Below are 21,161 nucleotides of genomic sequence, written 5' to 3'. Positions count from 1 at the left end.
CGATCCGGAAGTTCGCTTCACGCTGCGCGCGAGCGGGCAACCGCATCCGACAGATCATGAAACATGGTCATCACCAGCGGCCGGCGGTCGAGATTGTAGGTCTCCACGTCGCGGGCAGCGCGTCCCAGCTTGTCCCATACCTCCGCCAGCGGTGCAAGACGCGCCGGTTGCGCCGCAGCATGCGCGTGGAGATGGTCGGAGAGCCAGGTCTGTATTGTCTCGATCATCACCGCGAAGTCGCTCTCGCCGGCCTTTCCGGCGACATCCTCGGCCAAGGCCATCAGCGCGGTCAGGTCGATCCCCGGCAAGGCGTCGAGCCGCGCCCGCACCGCCTCGACCAGCGCCAGCGTCTCGGGATCGACATAGGTCAGGGCACGCCGGACCGAACCATCGGCCAGCCGGGCGGCGCGCATCAGGGCCGAGGGGTCGAAGGGACCACCCATCCGCTCCAGCGCGATCTCGCCGGCCTGGGCCACCAGCGCCTCGTCGAGCGCCCCAAACGTCATCAGCCGGCAGCGCGAGCGGATCGTCGGCAGCATTCGGCCGGGAGCATGCGCCGCGATCAGGAACAGCGCCCGCGGCGGCGGCTCCTCTAGCAGCTTGAGCAGGGCGTTGGCGGCGGAACGATCCATGTCCTCGGCCGAATCGACGATGCACACCCGCCACCCGCCTTCGGCCGCGCTCGCGCCGAAGCGATCGAGCACGCGCCGGACCGCGTCGACGGGAATGTTGCTGGTGTAGCCCTTGCCGTCCGGCTTCTGGATCCGACGCAGCAGGTGCAGGTCGGGATGGGATTGGGCCATTACCCGCCGGGTCGCCGGATCGTTCTCCGGCATGGCGAGCGAGGTTGCTCCTGCCGCTCGAAGGGTCGGATCGCCCGCAGCCAGCACGAAGCGTGCGGCGCGATAGGCGAAGCTCGCCTTGCCGATGCCCTCCGGCCCGCCCAGCAGCCAGCCATGATGCATCCGCCCCGATGACAGCGCCGCCAGGAAGGCTCGTTCCTGCGCCTCGTGCCCGACCAGCGCCAACGTCTCGCGCGGATGTGGCGCGCTCGGCAGGCGGTCGGGTTCGTCGCTGGTCTGGAGCATGGCTGGCCCTTGTTGCGAAGCTTTGGTCGGGCTTCGCGCCGTGTTTGATCCGGCCTGCTCGCGAGAGCAAGCCCCGGCCGCGTCAGGCGGTCTGCGGCATCGGCAAGCGGTCGCGGATCGCTGTCCAGGCAGCTTGCGCCAGCGTGGCCGGAGGCTGCGCCGCATCGAGCACGACACAGCGCGCAGGCTCGCGTTCGGCAATATCCAGATAGGCCTGCCGCAACGTGCGATGGAACGCCAGTGTCTCACTCTCGAAGCGATCGGTCCCCTCGCCCGGTGCCCGGCGGCGCGCAGCGCGCGCGAGGCCGATCGTGGGGTCGAGGTCGAGGATGAGCGTCAGGTCCGGCATCAGCCCGTCGATCGTTACGGCTTCCAGTTCGGCGAGCAGGCCGGGATCGATACGGCCAAGCGTCCCCTGATAGGCCCGCGTCGAATCGATGAAACGATCGCAGATCACCCATTCGTCCCGTTCCAGGGCGGGGCGGATCAGCCGGTCGATATGATCGATGCGCGCGGCCGAGAACATCAGCGCCTCGACGAAGGGCCCGTGCTGCTTGACCCGGCCGGACAGGATCACCTCGCGGATCGCCTCCGCCTTGGGCGAGCCGCCGGGCTCGCGCGTCACCGTCACGCGCAGGCCGAGCGCCTCGGCACGGTCCTTGAGGCTGCGCGCCAACGTCGACTTGCCGGCGCCCTCGCCCCCTTCGAGCGTGATGAAACGTCCCGGTGTCACGGCTTGCCTCAACTGCGGCCCAGAGCCTTGCGGACCCAGCCCGTCGCCGCCTCCATCAGCGCATCCAGCGCGCGGCTCTGCAAGGTCCCGGCCTGCACCGTCTCGGCCGCATAGAGGGGGATGTCGAGCGTCTTGACGTCGCCGCGCGTCACTAGAAGCCGCGCCACCTCCGTTCCCTCGCGGACCGGCACCATCAGCGGGCCACGATAGACAATGCGCGCGCTCAGGCGCTCGCTGCTGCCGCGTGGCAGCAGCAGGCTGACCGGGCCCTTGGCCTTCAATCCGACCCTGCCCTTTTCGCCGCCGAAGACGCTGGCCTCGCCGACGATCTCGCCGGCCTCGAAGATCTTGCGCGCTTCGAACGCCCGAAAGCCCCATTCGAGCAACTTGCGCGCCTCATTGGCACGGTCGCGTGCGGTCTTGAGCCCGTTCACGACCACGATCAGGCGCTGGCCGTTCTGCACCGCCGAGCCGACGAGGCCGAAACCGGCATCGTCGATGTTGCCGGTCTTGAGGCCATCCGCGCCGATATCCATCGTCAGCAGCGGGTTGCGGTTCTGCTGCCTGATCTTGTTCCAGGTGAACTCGCGCTGGCCGAAGATCTTGTAGAGGTCCGGATAGGTCTTGATGATGTGGTCGGACAGCAGCGCCATCTCGCGCGCCGTGACCTTCTGCTGCGGATCGCCCATCCCGGTTGCGTTCCGGAAGACGGATTTCGTCAGGCCGAGCGCCCTGACGCGCTCGGTCATGATCCGGGCGAAGGTGGCCTCATCGCCCGCAATCGCTTCCGCCAGCGCGATCGAGGCGTCATTGCCGGACTGGACGATGATGCCGTGCAGGATGTCGGAGAGCTTCACCCGGCTGTTGAGCTGGGCGAACATGGTCGAGCCGCCGGACACGCCGCCACCCTTGCGCCAGGCGTTTTCGGAGATGCCGATCTCGCTGTCGAGCGTCAGGCGGCCCTGGGCGATCTCCTCGAAGGCGACCAGCGCGGTCGCGATCTTGGCGAGGCTCGCCGGCACCATCAGCTCGTCGGCGGCCTTCTCGTAAAGGACGGTGCCGCTGGCCGAATCGAGCAGAACGGCGAAGGGAGCGGGCGACTGGAAGCTCTGCGCGAGCGCGTGGGGCGCCGAAATGGCTGCCGCGGCCAGCACCAGCAGCGCCGCGATGACCAGCGCGCAGACGCGCAACCGATCGCCTATCGAGGCCGAAACGGATCGAAGCCTGTCAGCAGGATGACCGGGCGCGCGCATGCCCGATCTGAAGCAGAGCCGGGCGCGGCCGGTCAAGCTCTAACGGTTCAATTCCGCGACAGCGGCTGGAGCGCTTGCGGCACGAGGGCGCGGTTCAGCGGGTGCGACGCCGAGAAGCGCTCCGTCGGCGCGCGATCGGGAGCAGTGAACAGGCTCGCCACGGTGCTTCTGGTCGGCGGCAGCGTCGAGCGCATCATGGCTGGAACCAGAACGGGTTTGCTCGCGTTGGCGATGGTATCGAGGTCGAAAGGACGGCTCGGAGGCATCGGCGCGCCGCGCACCGGAACGCCACCAGCTGACGCGGTCGAGACCATCGAGGCCGCGACCGGGGTGCTCGGCGAAATCGTCCGCAGCGGCTCGGCCGAGGCGGTGGAATAGCCCTGCGGCGCGTAGGCGCGGGCCGAGGGCTCGCTCGAGGCGGTGGAATAGGTCTGGGCGACTGGACGCGATACGGTCGTTTCGGCCGGCGTTTCGTCGAGGTCGGCGCTTTGAGAGCGACTCGAAGCGGCGCCGGAGGAGCTTGCGACCATGGTGCGAGCGCTCGTGCCAGGGATTGCCGCCGGCTGGCCATCGGTGCGGAGCGTCGCGAGCAGCAATTTGTCGTCGGAGCCGGCGAGCGAGGCCTGGCCCAGATATTCGAGCTTGATCCGGGCGGTGCCGAGATGGCGGAAGGCCAGCGCCTCGGCCGTCCCCTGCGAAACGTCCATGACGCGGCCGCCATGATAGGGACCGCGGTCGTTGACGCGCACGATGATCGAGCGGTTGTTGAGCATGTTGGTCACACGCGCATACGCCGGCAGTGGCATCGTCGGATGCGCGGCGCTGATGCTGCGGCGGTCATAGACCTCGCCATTGGCGGTGCGGCGGCCGTGGAACGCCTCGCCATACCAGGATGCGGTGCCGATCGCCGTGTAGCCGACAGGCTTCTCGTAAGGCGTATAGCGCTTGCCCGCGACCGAATAGGCCTTGCCGACGAGCTGGCGTCCACCGCCCTTCGGCACCTCCTCGCCCTCGGCGATGACGCGCGGGCTGGCTGGGCCGTATTTCGACGACGGAAAGGCGCCGATCTCTTTCGACTTGCGGCGCGCGACCTGGTCGTTGGCGCAATTGGCGAGGACGAGGCCGGCCAGGGCGACGCAGCCGATTCGTGCTGCGCGGCGGGCGAAATCTCTGGAAGACGGAGCGGTGCCCGTATCGGTCGCGACGGAAGGGGTTTCCGGTGCCGAAAGGCGATCGCCTCGCATCATGCCGTCGTTCCGCTTTCTGCGCCGAAAAACATTGTGCCGGCCACGCCGCAACGCGGCGAAGCCAGAGTTTTCGGTCAATTCCATTAAGGGATCGTTAATGCCGGGCGACGAGTCGCGTCAGCGCCAACGAGGCTATCCCCGTCTGCCCTTGAGCGGGCACAAAGGTGTCGGAAATGCGGCAGCTGTCAACCCGCTCCACAGCATCGCCACGATTCCGGGGCGCCGTTGCAGCGGCGCCACGCCTCGCAGGGCATCGATCAGGGGATCAGCACGGTCGAGCCGGTGGTGCCACGCCCTTCGAGCGCCCGGTGCGCGTTCGCGGCGTCGGCGAGAGCGAATCGGGCGTTGACGGGTACGACGACTTTGCCGGAGGCGACGGCGCCGAACAGGTTTTTCGCCATCTCGACCATGGTTTCGCGCTTGGCGATGTGGGTGAACAGCGTCGGCCGGGTCACATAGAGCGAGCCTTTGGGGCCGAGCAGACCGAGATTGAACGGCTCGACCGCGCCCGACGCATTGCCGAAGCTGGCCAGGACGCCGAAGGGCCGCAGGCAATCGAGCGAGGGCAGGAAGGTGTCCTTGCCGACACCGTCATAGACCACGTCGCAGAGCTTGCCGCCGGTGATCTCTTTCACCCGGGCGACGAAATCCTCCTCGCGGTAGAGGATGACGTGGTCGGCGCCATGAGCCTTGGCGAGCTCGCCCTTCTCCCTCGATCCGACGGTGCCGATCACCGTCGCGCCCAGCGCCTTGCCCCACTGGCACAGGATCAACCCGGTGCCGCCGGCGGCGGCATGGACGAGAATCGTGTCGCCGGCCTTCACCTTGTACGTCCGGTGCAGCAGGTACTCCGCCGTCATGCCTTTGAGCATCATGCTGGCGGCGGCCTCGAAGGAGATCGCTTCAGGCAGCGCCACGGTCGAATTCACCGCGACATTGCGCTCCTCGGCATAGGAGCCAAGCGTCGCGACATAGGCGACACGGTCGCCCGGCTTGAACTCGGTGACGTTGGGGCCGACCGCGACGACCTCGCCCGCGCCCTCATTGCCCGGCACGAAGGGGAACTGAGCCGCCGCGTAAAGCCCGCTGCGGAAATAGGTATCGATGAAATTCAGTCCGATGGCTCGGTTCTTGACCCGCAATTCGCCGGGGCCAGGCTGAGGGAGCGTGATGTCCTCGAGCTGCAGAACCTCCGGCCCGCCGGTCTTATGGATGCGGATCGCCTTGACCATGACGTGTTCTCCTCGAAATTCGTGGCTGGACCATAAGGCCTTGGGCTCGCTGCGCAACGGCATGGCCGTGCGGCCGGCGCATCACGTCTGTGCGATGGGTGTTGCCCTGCGGAGCCGCCCTCGCCTCGCCCTGCGACGCGCCGGCCTGTGGCCAAGGCCCGCGTCTTCGGCTAGCCAAGGCGGATGAGCACTCCCGCCGACACCCAGGTCGATATCGCCATCGTGGGCGCTGGCGCCGTCGGCCTTGCCGCCGCACTCCCGCTCGCGCAGGCGGGGCGCAGCGTTGCCGTCCTCGGGCCGATGAATGCCCCCCGTGACGGCCGCACGATTGCTCTGCTCGACGGCTCCTGGCGGTTGCTCGCCGAGTTCGGCCTGGCCGAAATCCTCGCCGATCGGTCGGCGCCGCTGGCCGTGATGCGGCTCGTCGACGATACCGGGAGCCTGTTCCGCCAGCCCCCGGTCGAATTCCGCGCCAGCGAGGTCGGGCTCGATGCCTTCGGCTGGAACGTCGAGAATGCCGAACTGGTTGAGGCGCTCGCGTCGAAGCTGCGCGAGACCGGCGCGATCCGGCATGTGCCGGGGCTGGTGTCGGGCATCGCCCAGGACGAGGCGGGCGTCACGCTGACCGGCGAGGGTTTTTCCCCGTTGCGGGCACGCCTCGTCGTCGGCGCCGATGGCCGCAGATCACGCGTGCGAGCCGCGGCCGGCATCGCGGCGCGCGACTGGCTCTATCCGCAGAGCGCGCTGACCGCGATCTTCGCCCACAGCCGAGACCATCGCGACGCATCGACCGAGTTCCATACCCGCAAGGGCCCGTTCACGCTCGTCCCCCTGCCCGGCCGCCGCTCCTCGCTGGTCTGGCTGCTCGATCCCGATGAGGCCGACGCCGTTGCAGCGCTGGGCGAGGCGGACTTCGCGCGGCGAGTCGAGACCCAGGCCCATTCGCTGCTCGGCGCGATGCGGCTCGACGGTCCACGCGGGCGGGTCCCGATGGGCGGGCTCTCGGTCGAGTGTTTTGGCGCCGGCCGGATGGTGCTGATCGGCGAGGCGGCGCATGTCTTTCCGCCGATCGGCGCACAGGGCCTTAATCTCGGGTTGCGCGACGTGATGGCGCTGCGCGAGGCGATCGGGGATGCGGCGGATCCGGGTTCCGCGCTCGTCGTCGCCGCCTATGACCGGGCGCGGACGGCGGATGTCCGCCTGCGTACCGGCGCGGTCGATGCGCTTAACCGCACGCTGCTCACCGACCTGCTGCCGGCCGACCTGCTGCGCGGGGCGGGTCTCCTGGCGCTGTCGCGGATCGGCCCGCTGCGGCGGCTCGTGATGCGGCAGGGGCTGGCCGGCGGGATGCGCGGCTGAGCTGATTTCGCCCTACAGCAGCGCGTCCGTATCGTCACCGCTGGCGGCGACCTTCCGCAACGGCGCCAGCTTCTCGCGAAACACCGGCGCGAGCGGCAGCGGCGTTGAGACAAGCCGGCGGCCGCCCGGCTCCTCGGCTTGCGCGTCGAACAGGCCGCGAGCCGTCATATGCGGGTCGGCGAGCGCTTCCTCCAGCGTCCGCACCACCGTGCAACAGCAATCGCGCGGCTCGAGCAGTTCGCGCCAGTGGGGCGCGGGCCGGGCCGCGATCAGCCTGGTGATCGCGGTGCGTGTCGACTCTGGGTTGCGCCGATCGTCGCGCAGGGCTTCCTCCAGCCCGATCGCCTCGCAGAACGCCTCCCAGAACTTCGGCTCGAGCGCGCCGACGGCCAGGAACCAGCCATCGGCCGTGGCATAGAGGCCGTAGCGCGGGCTACCGCCCGTCAGCAGCCCCTCCCCGCCTTCGGGATAGCGGCCCGCCGCCTGCCCCTGAGCCAGTCCGTACCATGCAAAGGTCGGCATGGCGTCAGCCATGGCGATGTCGAGATGACAACCCCGTCCGCTGCGCTCTCGCTGGCGCAGGGCGAGCAGGACGTTGAGCACGGCCGGCATGGTGCCGCCGGCGACGTCGGCCACGAGAGGTGGCGGCAGCGGCGGAGTTTCGCCGCGCTTCAGAGACTGGCCGAGCAAACCACCGACGGCCTGGTAGTTGATGTCGTGTCCGGCCTCGGCCGAACGCGGACCGGACTGGCCATAGCCGCTGATCGAGCAATAGATCAGGCGCGGGTTGATCCGGGAGAGCGCCGCGTAGCCGAAACCGAGCCGCTCCATCACGCCGGGGCGGAACTGCTCGATCAGGATGTCGGCCTGGGCGATCAGCGGCGTCAGCCGAGCCAGCGCATTCTGCGTCTTCAGGTCGATCTCGACGCTGGCCTTGCCACGGTTGAGCACCGCATAGGGCGCCGAGGTTTCGCCGAAGCGGGGCGGGAAGCGGCGCATCTCCTCGCCGCCGGGCCGTTCGATCCGGATTACGCGCGCCCCGGCCTCGGCCAGGAACAGGCTGGCGAGAGGCCCCGGCAGCAGGGTGGAGAAGTCGAGAACCGTCAGGTCGTCCAGCGGCAGCATCGGCATCCCGGCATGGAGCCGGCATGCCGGCGGTCATGGGAAGAGGTCGGCCGCCATCCTGCCCGTCTTCACGAGCCACAGGAAGCCCGTCAGCGACACCATCGAGATGATGGTACCGACGAGGATGCAGGCCGAGGCGCGCTCGATGCCGACCTTGTACTGCGTCGAGATCACGAAGATGTTCAGGGCCGGCGGCAGCGCCGCCATGATCACCGCCGTGTAGATCCAGACATCGGGAAAGCTGCCGATCGCGGAGAGCACCACCCAGACCAGCAGCGGATGCAGCAGGAGCTTGATCGCGACGAGGACAGGCACTTCCACGGGCAGACGCCTCATCGGCCGCAGCGCCACGGTCACGCCGAGCAGGAAGAGCGCGCAGGGCGCTGCCGCCTGCGAGAGCCACAGCGTCATCTTGTCGAGCGCCGTCGGCAGCTCGAAATGCGTCCAGGCCGCGAGGACGCCCAGCAGCGTCGCGATGTTGAAAGGGTGCGTCGCCACCTGCCAGACAACTCGGCGGGCGGTGTCGAGCGGGCTCTTCTTCTCGACGCCCGCCAGTGCCATCAGGAACGGAATCAGCGAGAACAGCAGCAGGCTGTCGAAGACGAAGACCAGCACCAGCGGCGCGCTCGCCTCTGCACCGAGCGCCGCCAGCAGCAGCGGCGGCCCCATATAGCCGATGTTCGAATAGGAGCCGGCGACGCCCTGCATCACCGCTTGGGGCAGGTCCCCCCGCGTCGCCCGGAGGCCGATCGCCAGCGACAGCAGGAACACCAGCAAGGTCGAGAGCGTGGTCGCCAGGATGAAGCGCCCATTGGCCAGCTCGGTCACGGGCTTGTCGGCGATCAGCCGATAGAACAGCGGCGGCAGCGCGACGTAGATCAGGAAGAACTGAAGCCAGATCAGCCCGGACTCGGGCAGGCGCTTGCGCCAGCCGATAACGAAGCCCAGCAGGATCAAGCCAAAGAAGGGCGCCACGAGATTGGCGATGTTCGCGAGGTCGGCCATGCAGGCGAAAATCCCAGCGGCTGCGCCGACCCCGCAGCTGGATCGACATTCGAGTTCGTCGCTGTTTAGCCGTTAAGCCCCGCGGCACAAGCTGCATCGGCGCCGTGGCCGCAGATCGCGGGCGATGAGCAGAAAGAATACCTAGGAATTTATGGCTGGAATTTCATCCTAGGCCTTCTTGCCTATCGCCTGCCCCTTGCCGCCGAATGGACGATGGACGGCACAGGCGCGCTCCGTCACATTTGCCGCGACGCAGCATGGAGCCGCTCCCATGACCACCAAGACGCCGCGCCAGTTCTTCCGCCCACTCGCGATCGGCGCGCCGGAGCCCTTTCGCGAGCTCCCGCTCAAGCTCGAGCGCATGATTCATTTCGTGCCGCCGCATCTGGAGAAGGTGCGCGCCAAGGTCGGCGAACTCGCCGGCCAGGTCGACATCGTCCTCGGCAATCTCGAGGACGCGATCCCGGTCGAGGCCAAGCAGGCGGCGCGCGACGGCTTCATCGCGATGGGCAAGGCGGTCGATTTCGGCCAGACCGGGCTGTGGACGCGGGTGAATGCGCTCAACTCGCCCTGGTTCCTCGACGACATCACCGCGATCATGGCCGAGATCGGCGGCAAGCTCGACGTGGTGATGGTGCCGAAGGTCGAAGGGCCGTGGGACATCCATTATGTCGACCAGCTGCTGGCGCAGTTCGAAGCCAAGCACCAGCTCCCCAAGCCGATCATGATCCACGCGATCCTCGAAACCGCCGAGGGCGTCAAGAATGTCGAGACGATCGCGACCGCTTCGCCGCGCATGCATGGCATGAGCCTGGGGCCGGCCGACCTCGCCGCCTCCCGCGCGATGAAGACGACGCGGGTCGGCGGCGGGCACCCCGAATACAAGGTGATCGCGGACCCCTCCCCCGACGGCGCTCCGCGCGCGGTCGCCCAGCAGGACCTATGGCACTACACGCTGGCGAAGATGGTCGACGCCTGCGCGGCGGCCGGGATCAAGCCCTTCTATGGCCCCTTCGGCGACTTCTCCGATGCCGACGCCTGCGAGGCGCAGTTCCGCAACGCATTCCTCCTCGGCTGCGCCGGAGCCTGGACGCTGCATCCTTCCCAGATCGGCATCGCCAAGCGCGTCTTCAGCCCGGATCCGGCCGAGGTCTCCTTCGCCAGGCGCATCATCGAGGCGATGCCGGACGGCTCGGGCGCCGTGATGATCGACGGCAAGATGCAGGACGACGCCACCTGGAAACAGGCCAAGGTGATCGTCGATCTCGCGCGCCAGGTCGCCGACCGGGACCCGGCTCTGGCCGGACATTACGGGATGTGATCGCGAGCTGCGTCGGAACGGTTGATTTTGACGCATTTGCGACGCAATTCTCACGCAAGCGCGAGGCTTGAGTTTTGTCCGCGTTCGTTCGCTCTCGTCGCCCGAGTATGGATTCGCCAGTTATGGAAGCACGTTCCGCCAAGTTCCGGATCGGACAGGTGGTCAAGCACCGCGTCTACCCGTTCCGGGGCGTGATCTTCGACGTCGATCCGGTGTTCTCCAACACCGAGGAGTGGTGGCTGGCGATCCCCGAGCATCTGCGCCCGTCGAAGGATCAGCCGTTCTACCACCTCTTCGCCGAGAACGAGGAGACGGAGTACGTCGCTTATGTCTCGGAGCAGAACCTGGTCATCGACGAGACCGGCCGCCCGGTGCGCCATCCCCAGGCCAAGGAGTTCTTCCGGCGCGACCGCAAGGGCCGCTATACGATCGACCGCGCGGGCCTCAACTAGATCCGGGGCTGCCGACGCAGCGGCTGCGGCTTTTCCGATTCCGGTGCTCGAATGAAAAAAGGCCGCCCTTCCGGGCGGCCTCATCTTTTGGGTCGATGCCCAGCTATCAGGGCTTCGGCGGGACGGCCGGGGCAGCGCCCGGAGCCGGCGCGGCGCCAGGGACGCCGGGAGCCGCGTTGGCGCCGCCGGCGCCGAGACGCTGGCGCAGCTCTTCCTGGCGCTTGGCGAGTTCGTCCTGAAGCTGCTTCTGCTGCTCCTCGAGAACCTTCGGATCGATCGCGGGACCGTCGAAACCCTTGGCGAAGTCGGTCAGCGGAATGGCGAAGGAGACCTCGCGAGCGCCCTGGTTCTGGACGCTGATGCTCAGCGTCGTGCCCTTCTTCATCGCGTTGATGAAGTCGTCCTTGACCTGCGCCTCGGCGAAGCAGCCATTCGGGAAGCAGATGGCGAAGCGGCCGGGCGTCGGCTGAGCGGTGTCGACGCCAAAGCGGATACCGGGCTGCAGCAGCAGGCCGAGCGGCATCAGGAAGCGCACGATCTTGTTGGGGTCGCCCTTGACGTCATAGATCGCGACCGCCAGCACCGGCTGGCCCTGATCCGAGACGAAATCGCGCGTGGTGTAGCAGATTTCCTTGTTGGCAGCCTGGTCCTTGCCGCAAACCTTGGTCCAGGCGGTCTGCGACGGCTCGGGCTTGACCTGAACCACGGTCGGGCCCGTTCCGGCCTGGCCGGCGGGCGCCTGGGCCGGCTGCTGGGCGGGCGCAGGCTGGCCGGCGCGCGGAGCGGCAGGGCGCGGCTGCGCCTGCTGGGCGAAGGACGCCATCGGGGCGAGGCCGATCGCCGTGCTGAGGGCCATGCTCAGGACACGCGTGGACAGGCGAAACGAAGCGGACATCTGGTCTTTCCTTATCAGGCGAATTCGGGATCACGACTTCGCAAGCCGCGCGCGTCACCACCGACAGCCCCATCGCATATCCGCGCCGGCTATCGCAAGCCGTGCACATCAGGGGCGATTGAGGCGTTTGCATGACACCTTGGCTCGGCTTTAGCGAGTTCCGCTACGGGATTCCAGCCCGAATAGCTGCGCGACAGGGGCGCTGGCATGTTATTCTCACCGCGGGAATCAGGTTGAACGATGGATCTGCTGCAAGTGGCCCGCGCTGTTTCACGCGCCGTGGCCGGAACGATCTTCACCATGCTTGCGCTCATCCTCGCGATGGGGGCGCTGGCGCGTGCCGATTCGCCGCAGCCTGGCCTCGCGGCCAGCGATCACGCCATCGCGATGCATGGCGTGCCGGCGCTGCCGCGTGGCTTCGCGCATCTGCCCTATGCCGACCCGAATGCCCCCAAGGGCGGGCGCATCGTCTTCGGCCAGCAGGGCACCTTCGACAGCCTGAATCCACTCGTCGTTCTCGGCGTCGCGCCGGATGCCGTGCCGCGCTATGTCCAGCAGAGCCTGCTGTTCCGTTCGGCCGACGAACCTTTCACCGCCTACGGCCTTCTGGCCTCGCGCGTCGAGCTCAACGATGACCGGACGAAGCTCGCCTTCGAGATCGACGAACGGGCGACCTTCTCCGACGGCAAACCGGTGACGGCGCAGGACGTGCTGTTCACCTTCGAGATGCTGAAGACCAAGGGCAAGCCGTTCCACCGCTCCAGCCTGGGCCGCGTCACGAAGGCGCAGGCGCCCTCCCCGCGCCGCGTCGAGTTCGAACTCGGTGACGGCTCCAACCGCGAATTGCCGCTGGTCATCGGCGCGATGCCGATCTTCGCCAAGCATGCCACCAATGCCGAGACCTTCGGCGAGACCAGCTTCAAGCCGGCTCTCGGCTCCGGCCCCTACGTCGTCAGCGACATCGTGCCCGGCGCGACGCTGACGCTGAAGCGGCGCAAGGATTTCTGGGCGGAGGACCACCCGCTGACGCGCGGGCTCTTCAATGCGGACGAGATCCGCTACGATTTCTACCGCGACGCCAACGCCCTGTTCGAGGCCTTCAAGGCCGGTCTCTACGACGTCCGCGTCGAACCCGATCCGACGCGTTGGATGACGGGCTATGACGTGCCGGCCGTGCGGGACGGTCGGATCCTCCGCGAGACGCTGGAATTCGAGTCGCCAAAGGGCATGACCGGGCTCGTCTTCAACACCCGCCGCCCCTTCTTTGCCGATATCCGCGTGCGCGAGGCTCTGGGCATCCTGTTCGATTTCGAATGGGCCAACCGCAACCTGTTCCATGGCGTCTATCGCCGGGCCGGCAGCTTCTTCTCCGGATCGGAACTGTCGTCGCTGGGCGTGCCGGCCGACGCACGCGAGAAGGCCCTGCTTGCAGCCTTTCCGGGAGCCGTACGCGAGGACATCCTGGCGGGCACCTGGTCACCCTCGGCGACGGACGGCTCGGGACGCGACCGCGAACAGGCGCGCCGAGCGCTCGACCTGCTCAACCAGGCCGGCTACGGCATGGTCGACGGCGTACTGCGTCACATGAAGGGCGGAGATCCGCTGGCCTTCGAGATCACTGTGACCAACCGGCCGCAGGAGCGGCTCGCGCTGAACTATGCCCAGTCGCTCGGCCGGCTCGGCATCGCCGTCACGGTCCGCCTGATCGACGACGTGCAGTATTGGCGCCGGCTCGCAGCCTTCGATTTCGACATGATCCAGTGGACCTGGCCGGTCTCCGCCTCGCCCGGCAACGAACAGGTCGGGCGCTGGGGTTCGGCCAATGCCGCACGCAAGGGCGCGCTGAACTATGCGGGCGTCGCCTCGCCAGCGGTCGATGCGACGATCCAGGCCTTGCTGGCCGCCCGCGAGCGCGAGGATTTCGTCGCAGCGGCGCGCACCCTCGACCGGCTCCTGCTCTCGGGTTTCTATGTCGTGCCGCTCTACTACCTGCCGGAGACCTGGCTGGCGCATGGGCGCGACATCGTGCTTCCCGCGCGCAAGCCGGCCTATTTCCTTTCCACCGAAGCCCTGGCGCGCCGTCCGGCCGCGCCGGCGCCCGCGAACTGAAAGAGCTTTCGATGCGGGCCGAACAGGACGAAGCTGCCGCCCTGCTCGATGGCCTGCATTTCGACACGCTGCTGCGGGCGCTGACCGCGGGCCGCGGCTATGAGCCGGCGCTGCGCGATCCGCCCGGTCGCCAGGGCTGGAGCGATACGATCCCGAACTCGCTGAGTTTCGGCCAGCTCGAGACGAAGGTCGACCAGCTTGCCCGCCTGCTCGCTTTCAACCGGGCGCAGCCCGGTGCGCGCGTCGCCATCCTCGCGCCGCTCGGTCCCGAGGCGATCATCTCGGTGCTCGCCTGCCTGCGCGCCGGACTCTCGCCGATGCTCATGCCACTGCATGGCAACGAGCTCGAGCTGCTGCGCCTGATCGAGGCCTCCGAGGCGGTGATGGCGATCGGCGTCAGCCGCGTCGGGACGCTGCGCCCCTTGCTGGTGCTGCGGGAGCTTGCGGTCAGGGCCTTCGGGACGCGCTTCGTCGGCGGTTTCGGTGCGCAGGTGCCCGACGGCATCGGGCCGCTCGACACGCTGATGGACAGCGCCGGGCTGCATCCCCTGCCCGAGGTCGAACAGCGCATGATGCTCCGCGTCGTCGATGCGGCGACCCTGACCGGCCCATTGGAGATCTCCGAGCGCGAGGTGCTCGGCAAGGCGCTCGAGATTTCGCGCCTGCTGAAACCCATGGCTTCGTCGCGGATCGTCACGACGCTGGTCGGGGGCGATCTCGCCGCACTGGCGAGCGGACCGGCCATGGCGATGCTGACAGGCGTCGAACTGCTGCCGCTCGGCCTGTTCAGCCTCGGCGACCTTCAGGCCTGCATCGAGGGCGGCCGCAACGTCCACCTTGTGCTGCCCGGGACGATGGAGCCGGCGCTGGCGCATTCGCGTCTCGCAAGCCACCCCGCCCTGGCGAGCCTCGTCTTCGTGCAGCGCGCAGTCGGCAACCGGGCCCGGCCGGCGATCGATCGGCAGGACGTCGCGATCGTCGACATCGACGTCACCAGCGCCGCGGAGATCTCGGTGAGCCGTCGCTGAGCGCCGGCTGCACCTCTTCTCAGGCTGCCTTCTTGCGCTCCGCGATCCGCGCCAGGTCGGTCAGAAGTCGGCGCGTTCCCTTGAGGCGCGCTTCCGCCGTCTCGAAATCGTCGATGAAGACGACCCGCATGTCGGGCCGTACCTTCGCCAGCGTCCCCTGCTTCGCGACATAGGAGACCAGTCCTTCGGGATTGGCGAATTCATTGCCGCGGAAGGCAACGATGATGCCCTTGGGCCCGGCCTCGACCTTCTCGACATTGGCGCGCTTGCAGAGCGCCTTGATCGCGACGATCTCGAGCAGCTGCTGGACCTCCTCGGGCAACGGGCCGAAGCGGTCGACCAGTTCGGCGCCGAAGGATTGGATCTCGGCGTCGTCATCCATGGTCGAAAGCCGCTTGTAGAGCGTCAGCCGTAGCGTCAGGTCGGCGATGTAGTGCTCGGGGATCATCACCGGAGCACCGATCTGGATCGCCGGCGACCATTGCGTCTCGGTTTCGAACTCGACACCGGCCTTGAGCGCAGCGACCGCCTCTTCGAGCATCTGCTGGTAGAGCTCGTAGCCGACCTCCTTGATATGGCCGGACTGCTCGTCGCCGAGCAGGTTGCCCGCACCGCGGATGTCGAGATCGTGGCTGGCGAGCTGGAATCCGGCGCCGAGCGTGTCGAGCGACTGCAGCACCTTCAGGCGGCGGTCGGCCTGCTCCGTCAGCTTGCGGTTGGCCGGCATCGTGAAGAGCGCGTAGGCGCGCACCTTCGAACGGCCGACGCGGCCACGCAGCTGGTAGAGCTGGGCGAGGCCGAACATGTCGGCACGGTGGACAATCAGCGTGTTGGCGGTCGGGATGTCCAGCCCGGACTCGACGATCGTCGTCGAGAGCAGCACGTCGTACTGCCCCTCATAGAAGGCGGTCATCACGTCCTCGAGCGTGCCGGCTGCCATTTGTCCGTGAGCGATGCCGACCTTGCATTCGGGCACCTGCTTGTCGAGGAAGTCCTTGACGTCGGCGATGTCCTCGATGCGCGGCACGACATAGAAGCTGCGTCCGCCGCGATAGCGTTCGCGCAGCAGCGCCTCGCGCACGATTAGCGGATCGAAGGGCGTGACGAAGGTGCGCACGGCGAGCCGGTCGACCGGCGGCGTCGCGATGATCGAGAGCTCGCGCACTCCGGTCATGGCGAGCTGAAGCGTGCGCGGGATCGGCGTCGCCGAGAGCGTCAGCATGTGCACCTCGGCGCGGAACTCCTTCAGCCTCTCCTTGTGGGCGACGCCGAAATGCTGCTCCTCGTCGACGATGACGAGCCCGAGATCCTTGAACTCGACGCCCTTGCCGAGCAGCGCATGGGTGCCGACGACGATATCCATCGTGCCGTCCTTGGCGCCCTGCTTGACAGCCTTCAGATCGGCCGCACCGACGAAGCGCGAGGCCTGGCCGACATTGACCGGCAAGCCTTTGAAACGCTCGGCGAAGTTGCGATAATGCTGGCGCGCCAGCAGCGTCGTCGGCACCACGACCGCGACCTGCTTGCCGTTGAGCGCGCAGGCGAAGGCGGCGCGCAGCGCGACCTCTGTCTTGCCGAAGCCGACATCGCCGCAGACAAGCCGGTCCATCGGCCGCCCGGCCGCGAGATCGTCGAGCACGGCGTCGATCGTGTTCTGCTGGTCTTCCGTCTCCTCATAGGGGAACCGGGCACGGAACTCGTCATAGACCCCTTCCGGCGGGACCAGCCGTGGCGCTTCCTTGAGGGCGCGCGCTGCCGCGATCTGGATCAGCTTGCCCGCCATCTCGCGGATGCGCTGCTTGAGCTTGGCCTTGCGCGCCTGCCAGCCGCCGCCGCCGAGCTTGTCGAGCGCGACTTCGGTGTCCTCCGAGCCGTAGCGCGAGAGCAATTCGATGTTCTCGACCGGCAGGAACAGCTTGGTCTCGCCGGCATAGTGGATCTCGAGGCAGTCATGCGGCGCGCCTGCCGCTGCGATCGACTTCAGCCCGACGAAACGACCGATGCCGTGGTCGACATGGACGACGAGATCTCCGGGCGACAGCGAGGACAATTCGGCGATGAAGTCCTGCGGCCGGCGTGTCTTCTTGCGGGGCCGCACCAGACGGTCGCCGAGGATGTCCTGCTCACCGATGACGGCGAGCTTGCCGGCCTCGAAACCGGTCTCGAAGCCCCAGACGGCAAGTGCCGTGGTGCCGGGCTTGAGATCGAACGCCGCGCGCAGCGAGCCGGTCATCTGCACGGTCTTGAGGCCGTGATCGGCCAGCACATGGGCGAGGCGTTCCCGCGACCCCTCCGACCAGGCCGACAGGATGACACGCTTGCCGTCCTTCTCGAGCGCCTTCACATGCGCCACCGCCGCGTCGAAGACGCTGCCGGCATTGTCGGCGCGCTCGGCGGCGAAGCTGCGACCCTGCCGCGCGCCGAGATCGATGATCAGCTTGCCGTCGCTGTCGGGCAGCTGGAAAGGCGTCAGCGATGCGACGCCCGACTGGTCGATGACACCACGCCAGTCGGCGGACGAGAGATAGAGCGCGTCGGGCTTCAGTGGCTTGTAGGGAATGCCACCGGCGCTGGGCTGGTCCATCGCCGCCTTGCGGGCGTCGTAATAGTCCTTGATCAGGCTGATGCGTTCGCCGACGGCGTCCTCGGCCTGGTGATCGAGCACCAGCGGCACGTCGGGCAGATAGGTGAAGAGCGTGTCCAGATGCTCGGCCAGCAGCGGCAGCCAGTGTTCGAGGCCGGCCGGCCGGCGGCCTTCGCTGACGGCTTCATAGAGCGTGTCGTCGCGACCCGGCGTGCCGAAGGTGGTGATGTAGCTTTGGCGAAAGCGCTTGATGCTCTCGCTCGTCATCTGCGCCTCGGACATCGGCACGAGGTCGAGGCCACGCAATTGTCCCGTTGTGCGCTGCGTCTCCGGATCGAAGGTGCGGATCGATTCCAGCGTGTCGCCGAAGAAATCGAGCCGGATCGGTGCCGGCATGCCCGGCGGGAACAGGTCGACGATGCCGCCACGCACGGCGAACTCGCCGGTCTCGCGCACCGTCGAGGTGCGCAGGTAGCCGTTCATGTCGAGCCAGCGAGCCAGCTGCTCGGTATCGACCATGTTGCCCGGAGCAGCCGAGAAACTCTCGGACGCGACCTTGGCGAAAGCCGGCACACGCTGGAGCGCAGCGTTGACGGTGGTCAGCAGCAGGCGCGGCCTGTCGCCCGACTTGGTCTTGGCGAGCCGCGACAGCGTCGTCATGCGATGCGCGACGATCGAGGGGGCCGGCGAGACCCGGTCATAGGGCTGGCAATCCCAGGCCGGGAAGGACACCACCTCGAGATCGGGCGCGATGAACTGCAGCGCGTTCTCCAGGACCTGCAGACGCTGTCCGTCGCGTGCGACGAAGACGAGCATGGCGGCGCCTTCGGCCTTTTTCGCCCGGGCACGTGTCAGATCCGCGAGCACGACGGCATCGAAGCCGTCCGGAACCGATGCGAGCGTCGGCTTGTCGCCGCGCTTGAGCGCGTCGAGGATGCGGTCGCTCTGGAGTTTCGCGATCTGGGCGGGAGGCGGGATGCTCATAGGGAAAGCGTCATTCTCGGGCTTGTCCCGAGAATCTCGGGATCGTCGGTCATCTGGTCAAAGATGGTCGGTTCAAACCCGACCATGACGGGAACGCCACCGGCGCCTCTCCGTTTCAAACGTGAATCGGCTTCTCATGATGGTGGAACGCCTTGAGCCGCCGGAACAGTTCGGTGTCGTAGTTCGACGGCACTTGCGCCTCACCGGTGATCCAGCTCAGCAGGTCGCGGTCCAGCACTTCGATCAGGCGCTCGAACTCGTCGAGCTCGGCCTCGCTCAGCGTCCCGATATGCGCATCGGCGAAACCACCCATGATCAGGTCGTTCTCGCGCATGCCGCGATGCCAGGAGCGAAACAGAATCTTGCGCCGGCGCGGATCGAGATCGGCGCTGGTTCGGGACGAGCCACTCATGAAACCTCCGGACACCTCGGTCGGATTGGAAACCACGGGATGGTGCAATGACAATAGGGCCGGCCCCGTCGCGGAGCCTGCCGATGCAGGCTATATAGCCCTCGCATACCGCGAAGTCAGCGGCCGGATGGCGGCAATCTTCGCACTCCTGACAAGCGTTGGTGACTGTTTGCGCCCCTCCCTGCTCGATCCGCTCTTCGCCCCCGTGACGTCGCTTTCCGGCGTCGGCCCCAAGACGGCCAAGGCGCTCGACAAGCTGCTCGGCGACGAAACCCGGGGCGCACGCGTCGTCGACCTGCTGTTTCATCTGCCGACGGGCGCGATCGACCGACGGCCGAGCCCCTCGATCGCAGATGCGACGGTGGGCGGCGTCGCGACCTTTTCGGCGCAAGTGAGCGAGCATCGTCCGGCCCCGCCCGGCAAGGCGAAGGCGCCCTATCGCATCATCGTCGAAGACGAGACCGGCGACGTCACGCTCGTCTTCTTCCATGCCGATGTCAGGCATTTGCTGCAGACGATGCCGATCGGCGCCTACCGCGTCATCTCCGGCAAGCTCGAGCTCTGGGAAGGCATGCGCCAGATGGTGCATCCCGACCGCATCCTCGACCCGAAGCAGGCGGCGAGCATGCCTGCGATCGAACCCGTCTACGGCATGACCGAAGGCGTCGGCCCACGCGTGATGACGCGCATCGCGGCCGCTGCCGCCGAGAAATGCCCGGACCTCGCGGAATGGCAGGACCCGGCGTTCCTGACCAAGAGCGGCTTTCCCTCCTTCGCCGAAGCGATGCAGAGCCTGCATCACCCGCCCGACATCAAGGCGGTCGAAGGCGACACGATCGTCAGGCGGCGCGTAGGCTATGACGAGCTGCTGGCGAGCCAGATCGCGCTCGCGCTCGTGCGCCGCCAGCAGAAGAAGATCGCGGGTCGTGCCACGGCCGGCGACGGCAGGCTCCGGCGCACGCTCGAAAGCGCCCTGCCCTTCAGGCTCACCGACGGCCAGAAGCAGGCACTGTCCGACATCCATGCCGACATGGAGAAGCCCGAGCGAATGCTGCGCCTCCTCCAAGGCGATGTCGGCTCGGGCAAGACGGTGGTTGCGCTGATGGCAATGGCCGCGGCCGCCGAAGCCGGGCGCCAGTCCGTGCTGATGGCGCCGACCGAGATCCTGGCGCGCCAGCATGCCGAGCGGCTGGAGCCGCTGGCCGCGAGGGCCGGGCTCAAGCTCGCTCTCCTCACCGGCCGCGAGAAGGGAGCGGGTCGCGCACGCGTGCTCGAAGGTCTCGCGAGCGGCGAGATCGACATCGCGGTCGGCACTCATGCGCTGTTCCAGGAGGGCGTCGCCTTCCGTGACCTCGCACTCGCCATCGTCGACGAGCAGCATCGCTTCGGAGTGCATCAGCGCCTGCTGCTGGGATCCAAGGGCGAGGCCGTGGATGTGCTGGTGATGACGGCGACGCCGATCCCGCGCACGCTCTCGCTGACCTGGTTCGGCGACATGGACATCTCCGTGCTTTCGGAGAAGCCTGCAGGCCGCAAGCCGATCGCGACGAAGGCGATCTCGTCAGAGCGTCTCGACGAAGTCGTCGGCGCTGTCGGGCGCGCGGTCGATGGCGGCGCCCAGGTCTACTGGGTCTGCCCGCTGGTGCAGGAATCCGACACGCTCGACGTCGCGGCCGCGCAGGAGCGCTATGACGCCCTGCGGGAGAGCTTCGGTGCCAAGGTCGGCCTGCTGCACGGCCAGATGCCGGGGCGCGACAAGGACGCGGCGATGGCCGCCTTCCTCGCCGGCGAGACCCGAATCCTGGTCTCGACCACTGTGATCGAGGTCGGCGTCGACGTGCCCAATGCCAGCGTGATGGTCATCGAGCACGCCGAACGCTTCGGACTGGCACAGCTGCATCAGCTGCGCGGACGTATCGGGCGCGGTTCGGCCGCCTCGACCTGCCTCCTGCTCTACAAGGGTCCGCTCGGGCCCGTCGCCGAGGCGCGGCTGACGATCATGCGCGAGACGGAGGATGGCTTCCGCATCGCCGAGGAGGATCTCCGGCTGCGTGGCGAGGGCGAAGTCCTGGGCACCAAGCAATCCGGTTCGCCGGACTGGCGCATCGCGCGTCCCGAGGTCGATGGCGATCTGCTGGCCGCAGCGCGCGACGATGCGCGGCTCCTGATCGAGCGCGATCCGCATCTCGAGAGCCCGCGCGGCGAAGCGGTCAGGACCCTGCTCTATCTGTTCGAGCGCGACGTCGCCATCAGGCTGCTGCGGGCGGGGTGATCTCAGCGTCCGGCAGCCGACAGCAAGCGCGATCAAGCGGCGGTCGGGAGCATCGATCAGGG

General features: G+C 67.7%; 16 protein-coding genes. 6 read left to right on the top strand and 10 right to left on the bottom strand.

The genetic code is table 11. The features are described 5' to 3' along the window. Positions 1-17 precede the first annotated feature (17 nt). The 5 genes from VGN82_RS11870 to VGN82_RS11850 form a co-directional block, all read right to left on the bottom strand. Complete coding sequence (locus tag VGN82_RS11870) at positions 18-1,088, bottom strand: DNA polymerase III subunit delta' (protein ID WP_327527219.1); 1,071 nt, start codon at positions 1,086-1,088, stop codon at positions 18-20. An 82-nt stretch (positions 1,089-1,170) separates the two neighbouring features. After that, complete coding sequence (tmk, locus tag VGN82_RS11865) at positions 1,171-1,821, bottom strand: dTMP kinase (protein WP_327527218.1); 651 nt, start codon at positions 1,819-1,821, stop codon at positions 1,171-1,173. Between the two features lie 8 nt (positions 1,822-1,829). Next, positions 1,830-3,074 carry a D-alanyl-D-alanine carboxypeptidase family protein gene (locus VGN82_RS11860; RefSeq protein ID WP_414644277.1) on the bottom strand — a complete coding sequence of 415 codons (1,245 nt, stop codon included), beginning with the start codon at positions 3,072-3,074 and terminating at the stop codon, positions 1,830-1,832. A 47-nt stretch (positions 3,075-3,121) separates the two neighbouring features. Continuing rightward, complete coding sequence (locus VGN82_RS11855; RefSeq protein ID WP_327527217.1) at positions 3,122-4,321, bottom strand: septal ring lytic transglycosylase RlpA family protein; 1,200 nt, start codon at positions 4,319-4,321, stop codon at positions 3,122-3,124. Positions 4,322-4,578: 257 nt separating this feature from the next. Then, the gene (locus tag VGN82_RS11850) at positions 4,579-5,553 is read right to left on the bottom strand and encodes a quinone oxidoreductase family protein (RefSeq protein WP_327527216.1); all 975 of its coding nucleotides are present in this window, start codon (positions 5,551-5,553) and stop codon (positions 4,579-4,581) included. A 183-nt stretch (positions 5,554-5,736) separates the two neighbouring features. Between VGN82_RS11850 and VGN82_RS11845 the strand changes: the two genes are divergently transcribed. After that, complete coding sequence (locus tag VGN82_RS11845) at positions 5,737-6,912, top strand: UbiH/UbiF family hydroxylase (protein WP_327527215.1); 1,176 nt, start codon at positions 5,737-5,739, stop codon at positions 6,910-6,912. A 12-nt stretch (positions 6,913-6,924) separates the two neighbouring features. Here the strand turns inward: VGN82_RS11845 and VGN82_RS11840 are convergent, their stop codons facing one another. Both VGN82_RS11840 and VGN82_RS11835 read right to left on the bottom strand, forming a co-directional pair. Beyond that, a complete protein-coding gene (locus VGN82_RS11840; protein ID WP_327527214.1) occupies positions 6,925-8,037 on the bottom strand; it encodes a CaiB/BaiF CoA transferase family protein in 1,113 nt (370 codons plus the stop codon). Positions 8,038-8,070: 33 nt separating this feature from the next. Continuing rightward, positions 8,071-9,042 carry an AEC family transporter gene (locus VGN82_RS11835; RefSeq protein WP_327527213.1) on the bottom strand — a complete coding sequence of 324 codons (972 nt, stop codon included), beginning with the start codon at positions 9,040-9,042 and terminating at the stop codon, positions 8,071-8,073. A 271-nt stretch (positions 9,043-9,313) separates the two neighbouring features. On the opposite strand from VGN82_RS11835, the gene VGN82_RS11830 reads away from it, so the two are divergent. Together VGN82_RS11830 and hspQ are read left to right on the top strand one after the other, a co-directional pair. Beyond that, the gene (locus VGN82_RS11830) at positions 9,314-10,363 is read left to right on the top strand and encodes an HpcH/HpaI aldolase/citrate lyase family protein (RefSeq protein ID WP_327527212.1); all 1,050 of its coding nucleotides are present in this window, start codon (positions 9,314-9,316) and stop codon (positions 10,361-10,363) included. Between the two features lie 122 nt (positions 10,364-10,485). Next, positions 10,486-10,815, top strand: a complete 330-nt coding sequence (hspQ, locus tag VGN82_RS11825; protein WP_327527211.1) for a heat shock protein HspQ — start codon at positions 10,486-10,488, stop codon at positions 10,813-10,815. A 106-nt stretch (positions 10,816-10,921) separates the two neighbouring features. On the opposite strand, the gene VGN82_RS11820 is transcribed toward hspQ, so the two are convergent. Then, the gene (locus VGN82_RS11820; RefSeq protein WP_327527210.1) at positions 10,922-11,710 is read right to left on the bottom strand and encodes an invasion associated locus B family protein; all 789 of its coding nucleotides are present in this window, start codon (positions 11,708-11,710) and stop codon (positions 10,922-10,924) included. Positions 11,711-11,950: 240 nt separating this feature from the next. Between VGN82_RS11820 and VGN82_RS11815 the strand changes: the two genes are divergently transcribed. Both VGN82_RS11815 and VGN82_RS11810 read left to right on the top strand, forming a co-directional pair. Beyond that, on the top strand, positions 11,951-13,819 hold the full coding sequence (locus VGN82_RS11815) for an extracellular solute-binding protein (protein WP_327527209.1): 1,869 nt from the start codon (positions 11,951-11,953) through the stop codon (positions 13,817-13,819). 11 nt (positions 13,820-13,830) lie between these two features. Next, positions 13,831-14,847 (top strand): AMP-binding protein, encoded by a 1,017-nt coding sequence (locus VGN82_RS11810; RefSeq protein ID WP_327527208.1) that lies wholly within the window; start codon positions 13,831-13,833, stop codon positions 14,845-14,847. A gap of 19 nt (positions 14,848-14,866) precedes the next feature. Here VGN82_RS11810 and mfd read toward each other — a convergent pair whose 3' ends face one another. After that, a complete protein-coding gene (gene mfd, locus VGN82_RS11805; protein ID WP_327527207.1) occupies positions 14,867-18,415 on the bottom strand; it encodes a transcription-repair coupling factor in 3,549 nt (1,182 codons plus the stop codon). Between the two features lie 115 nt (positions 18,416-18,530). Beyond that, complete coding sequence (locus tag VGN82_RS11800; protein ID WP_327527206.1) at positions 18,531-18,827, bottom strand: FAD assembly factor SdhE; 297 nt, start codon at positions 18,825-18,827, stop codon at positions 18,531-18,533. Positions 18,828-18,954: 127 nt separating this feature from the next. Between VGN82_RS11800 and recG the strand changes: the two genes are divergently transcribed. Continuing rightward, positions 18,955-21,099 (top strand): ATP-dependent DNA helicase RecG, encoded by a 2,145-nt coding sequence (recG, locus tag VGN82_RS11795; protein WP_414644276.1) that lies wholly within the window; start codon positions 18,955-18,957, stop codon positions 21,097-21,099. Positions 21,100-21,161: the final 62 nt, after the last annotated feature.

The organism is Allobosea sp. (genome assembly GCF_035999205.1).
Taxonomy (GTDB): Bacteria; Pseudomonadota; Alphaproteobacteria; order Rhizobiales; family Beijerinckiaceae; genus Allobosea.
The sequence above is the reverse complement of the archived record's forward strand: the minus strand, read 5'-3'. Positions and strand labels throughout refer to the sequence as shown.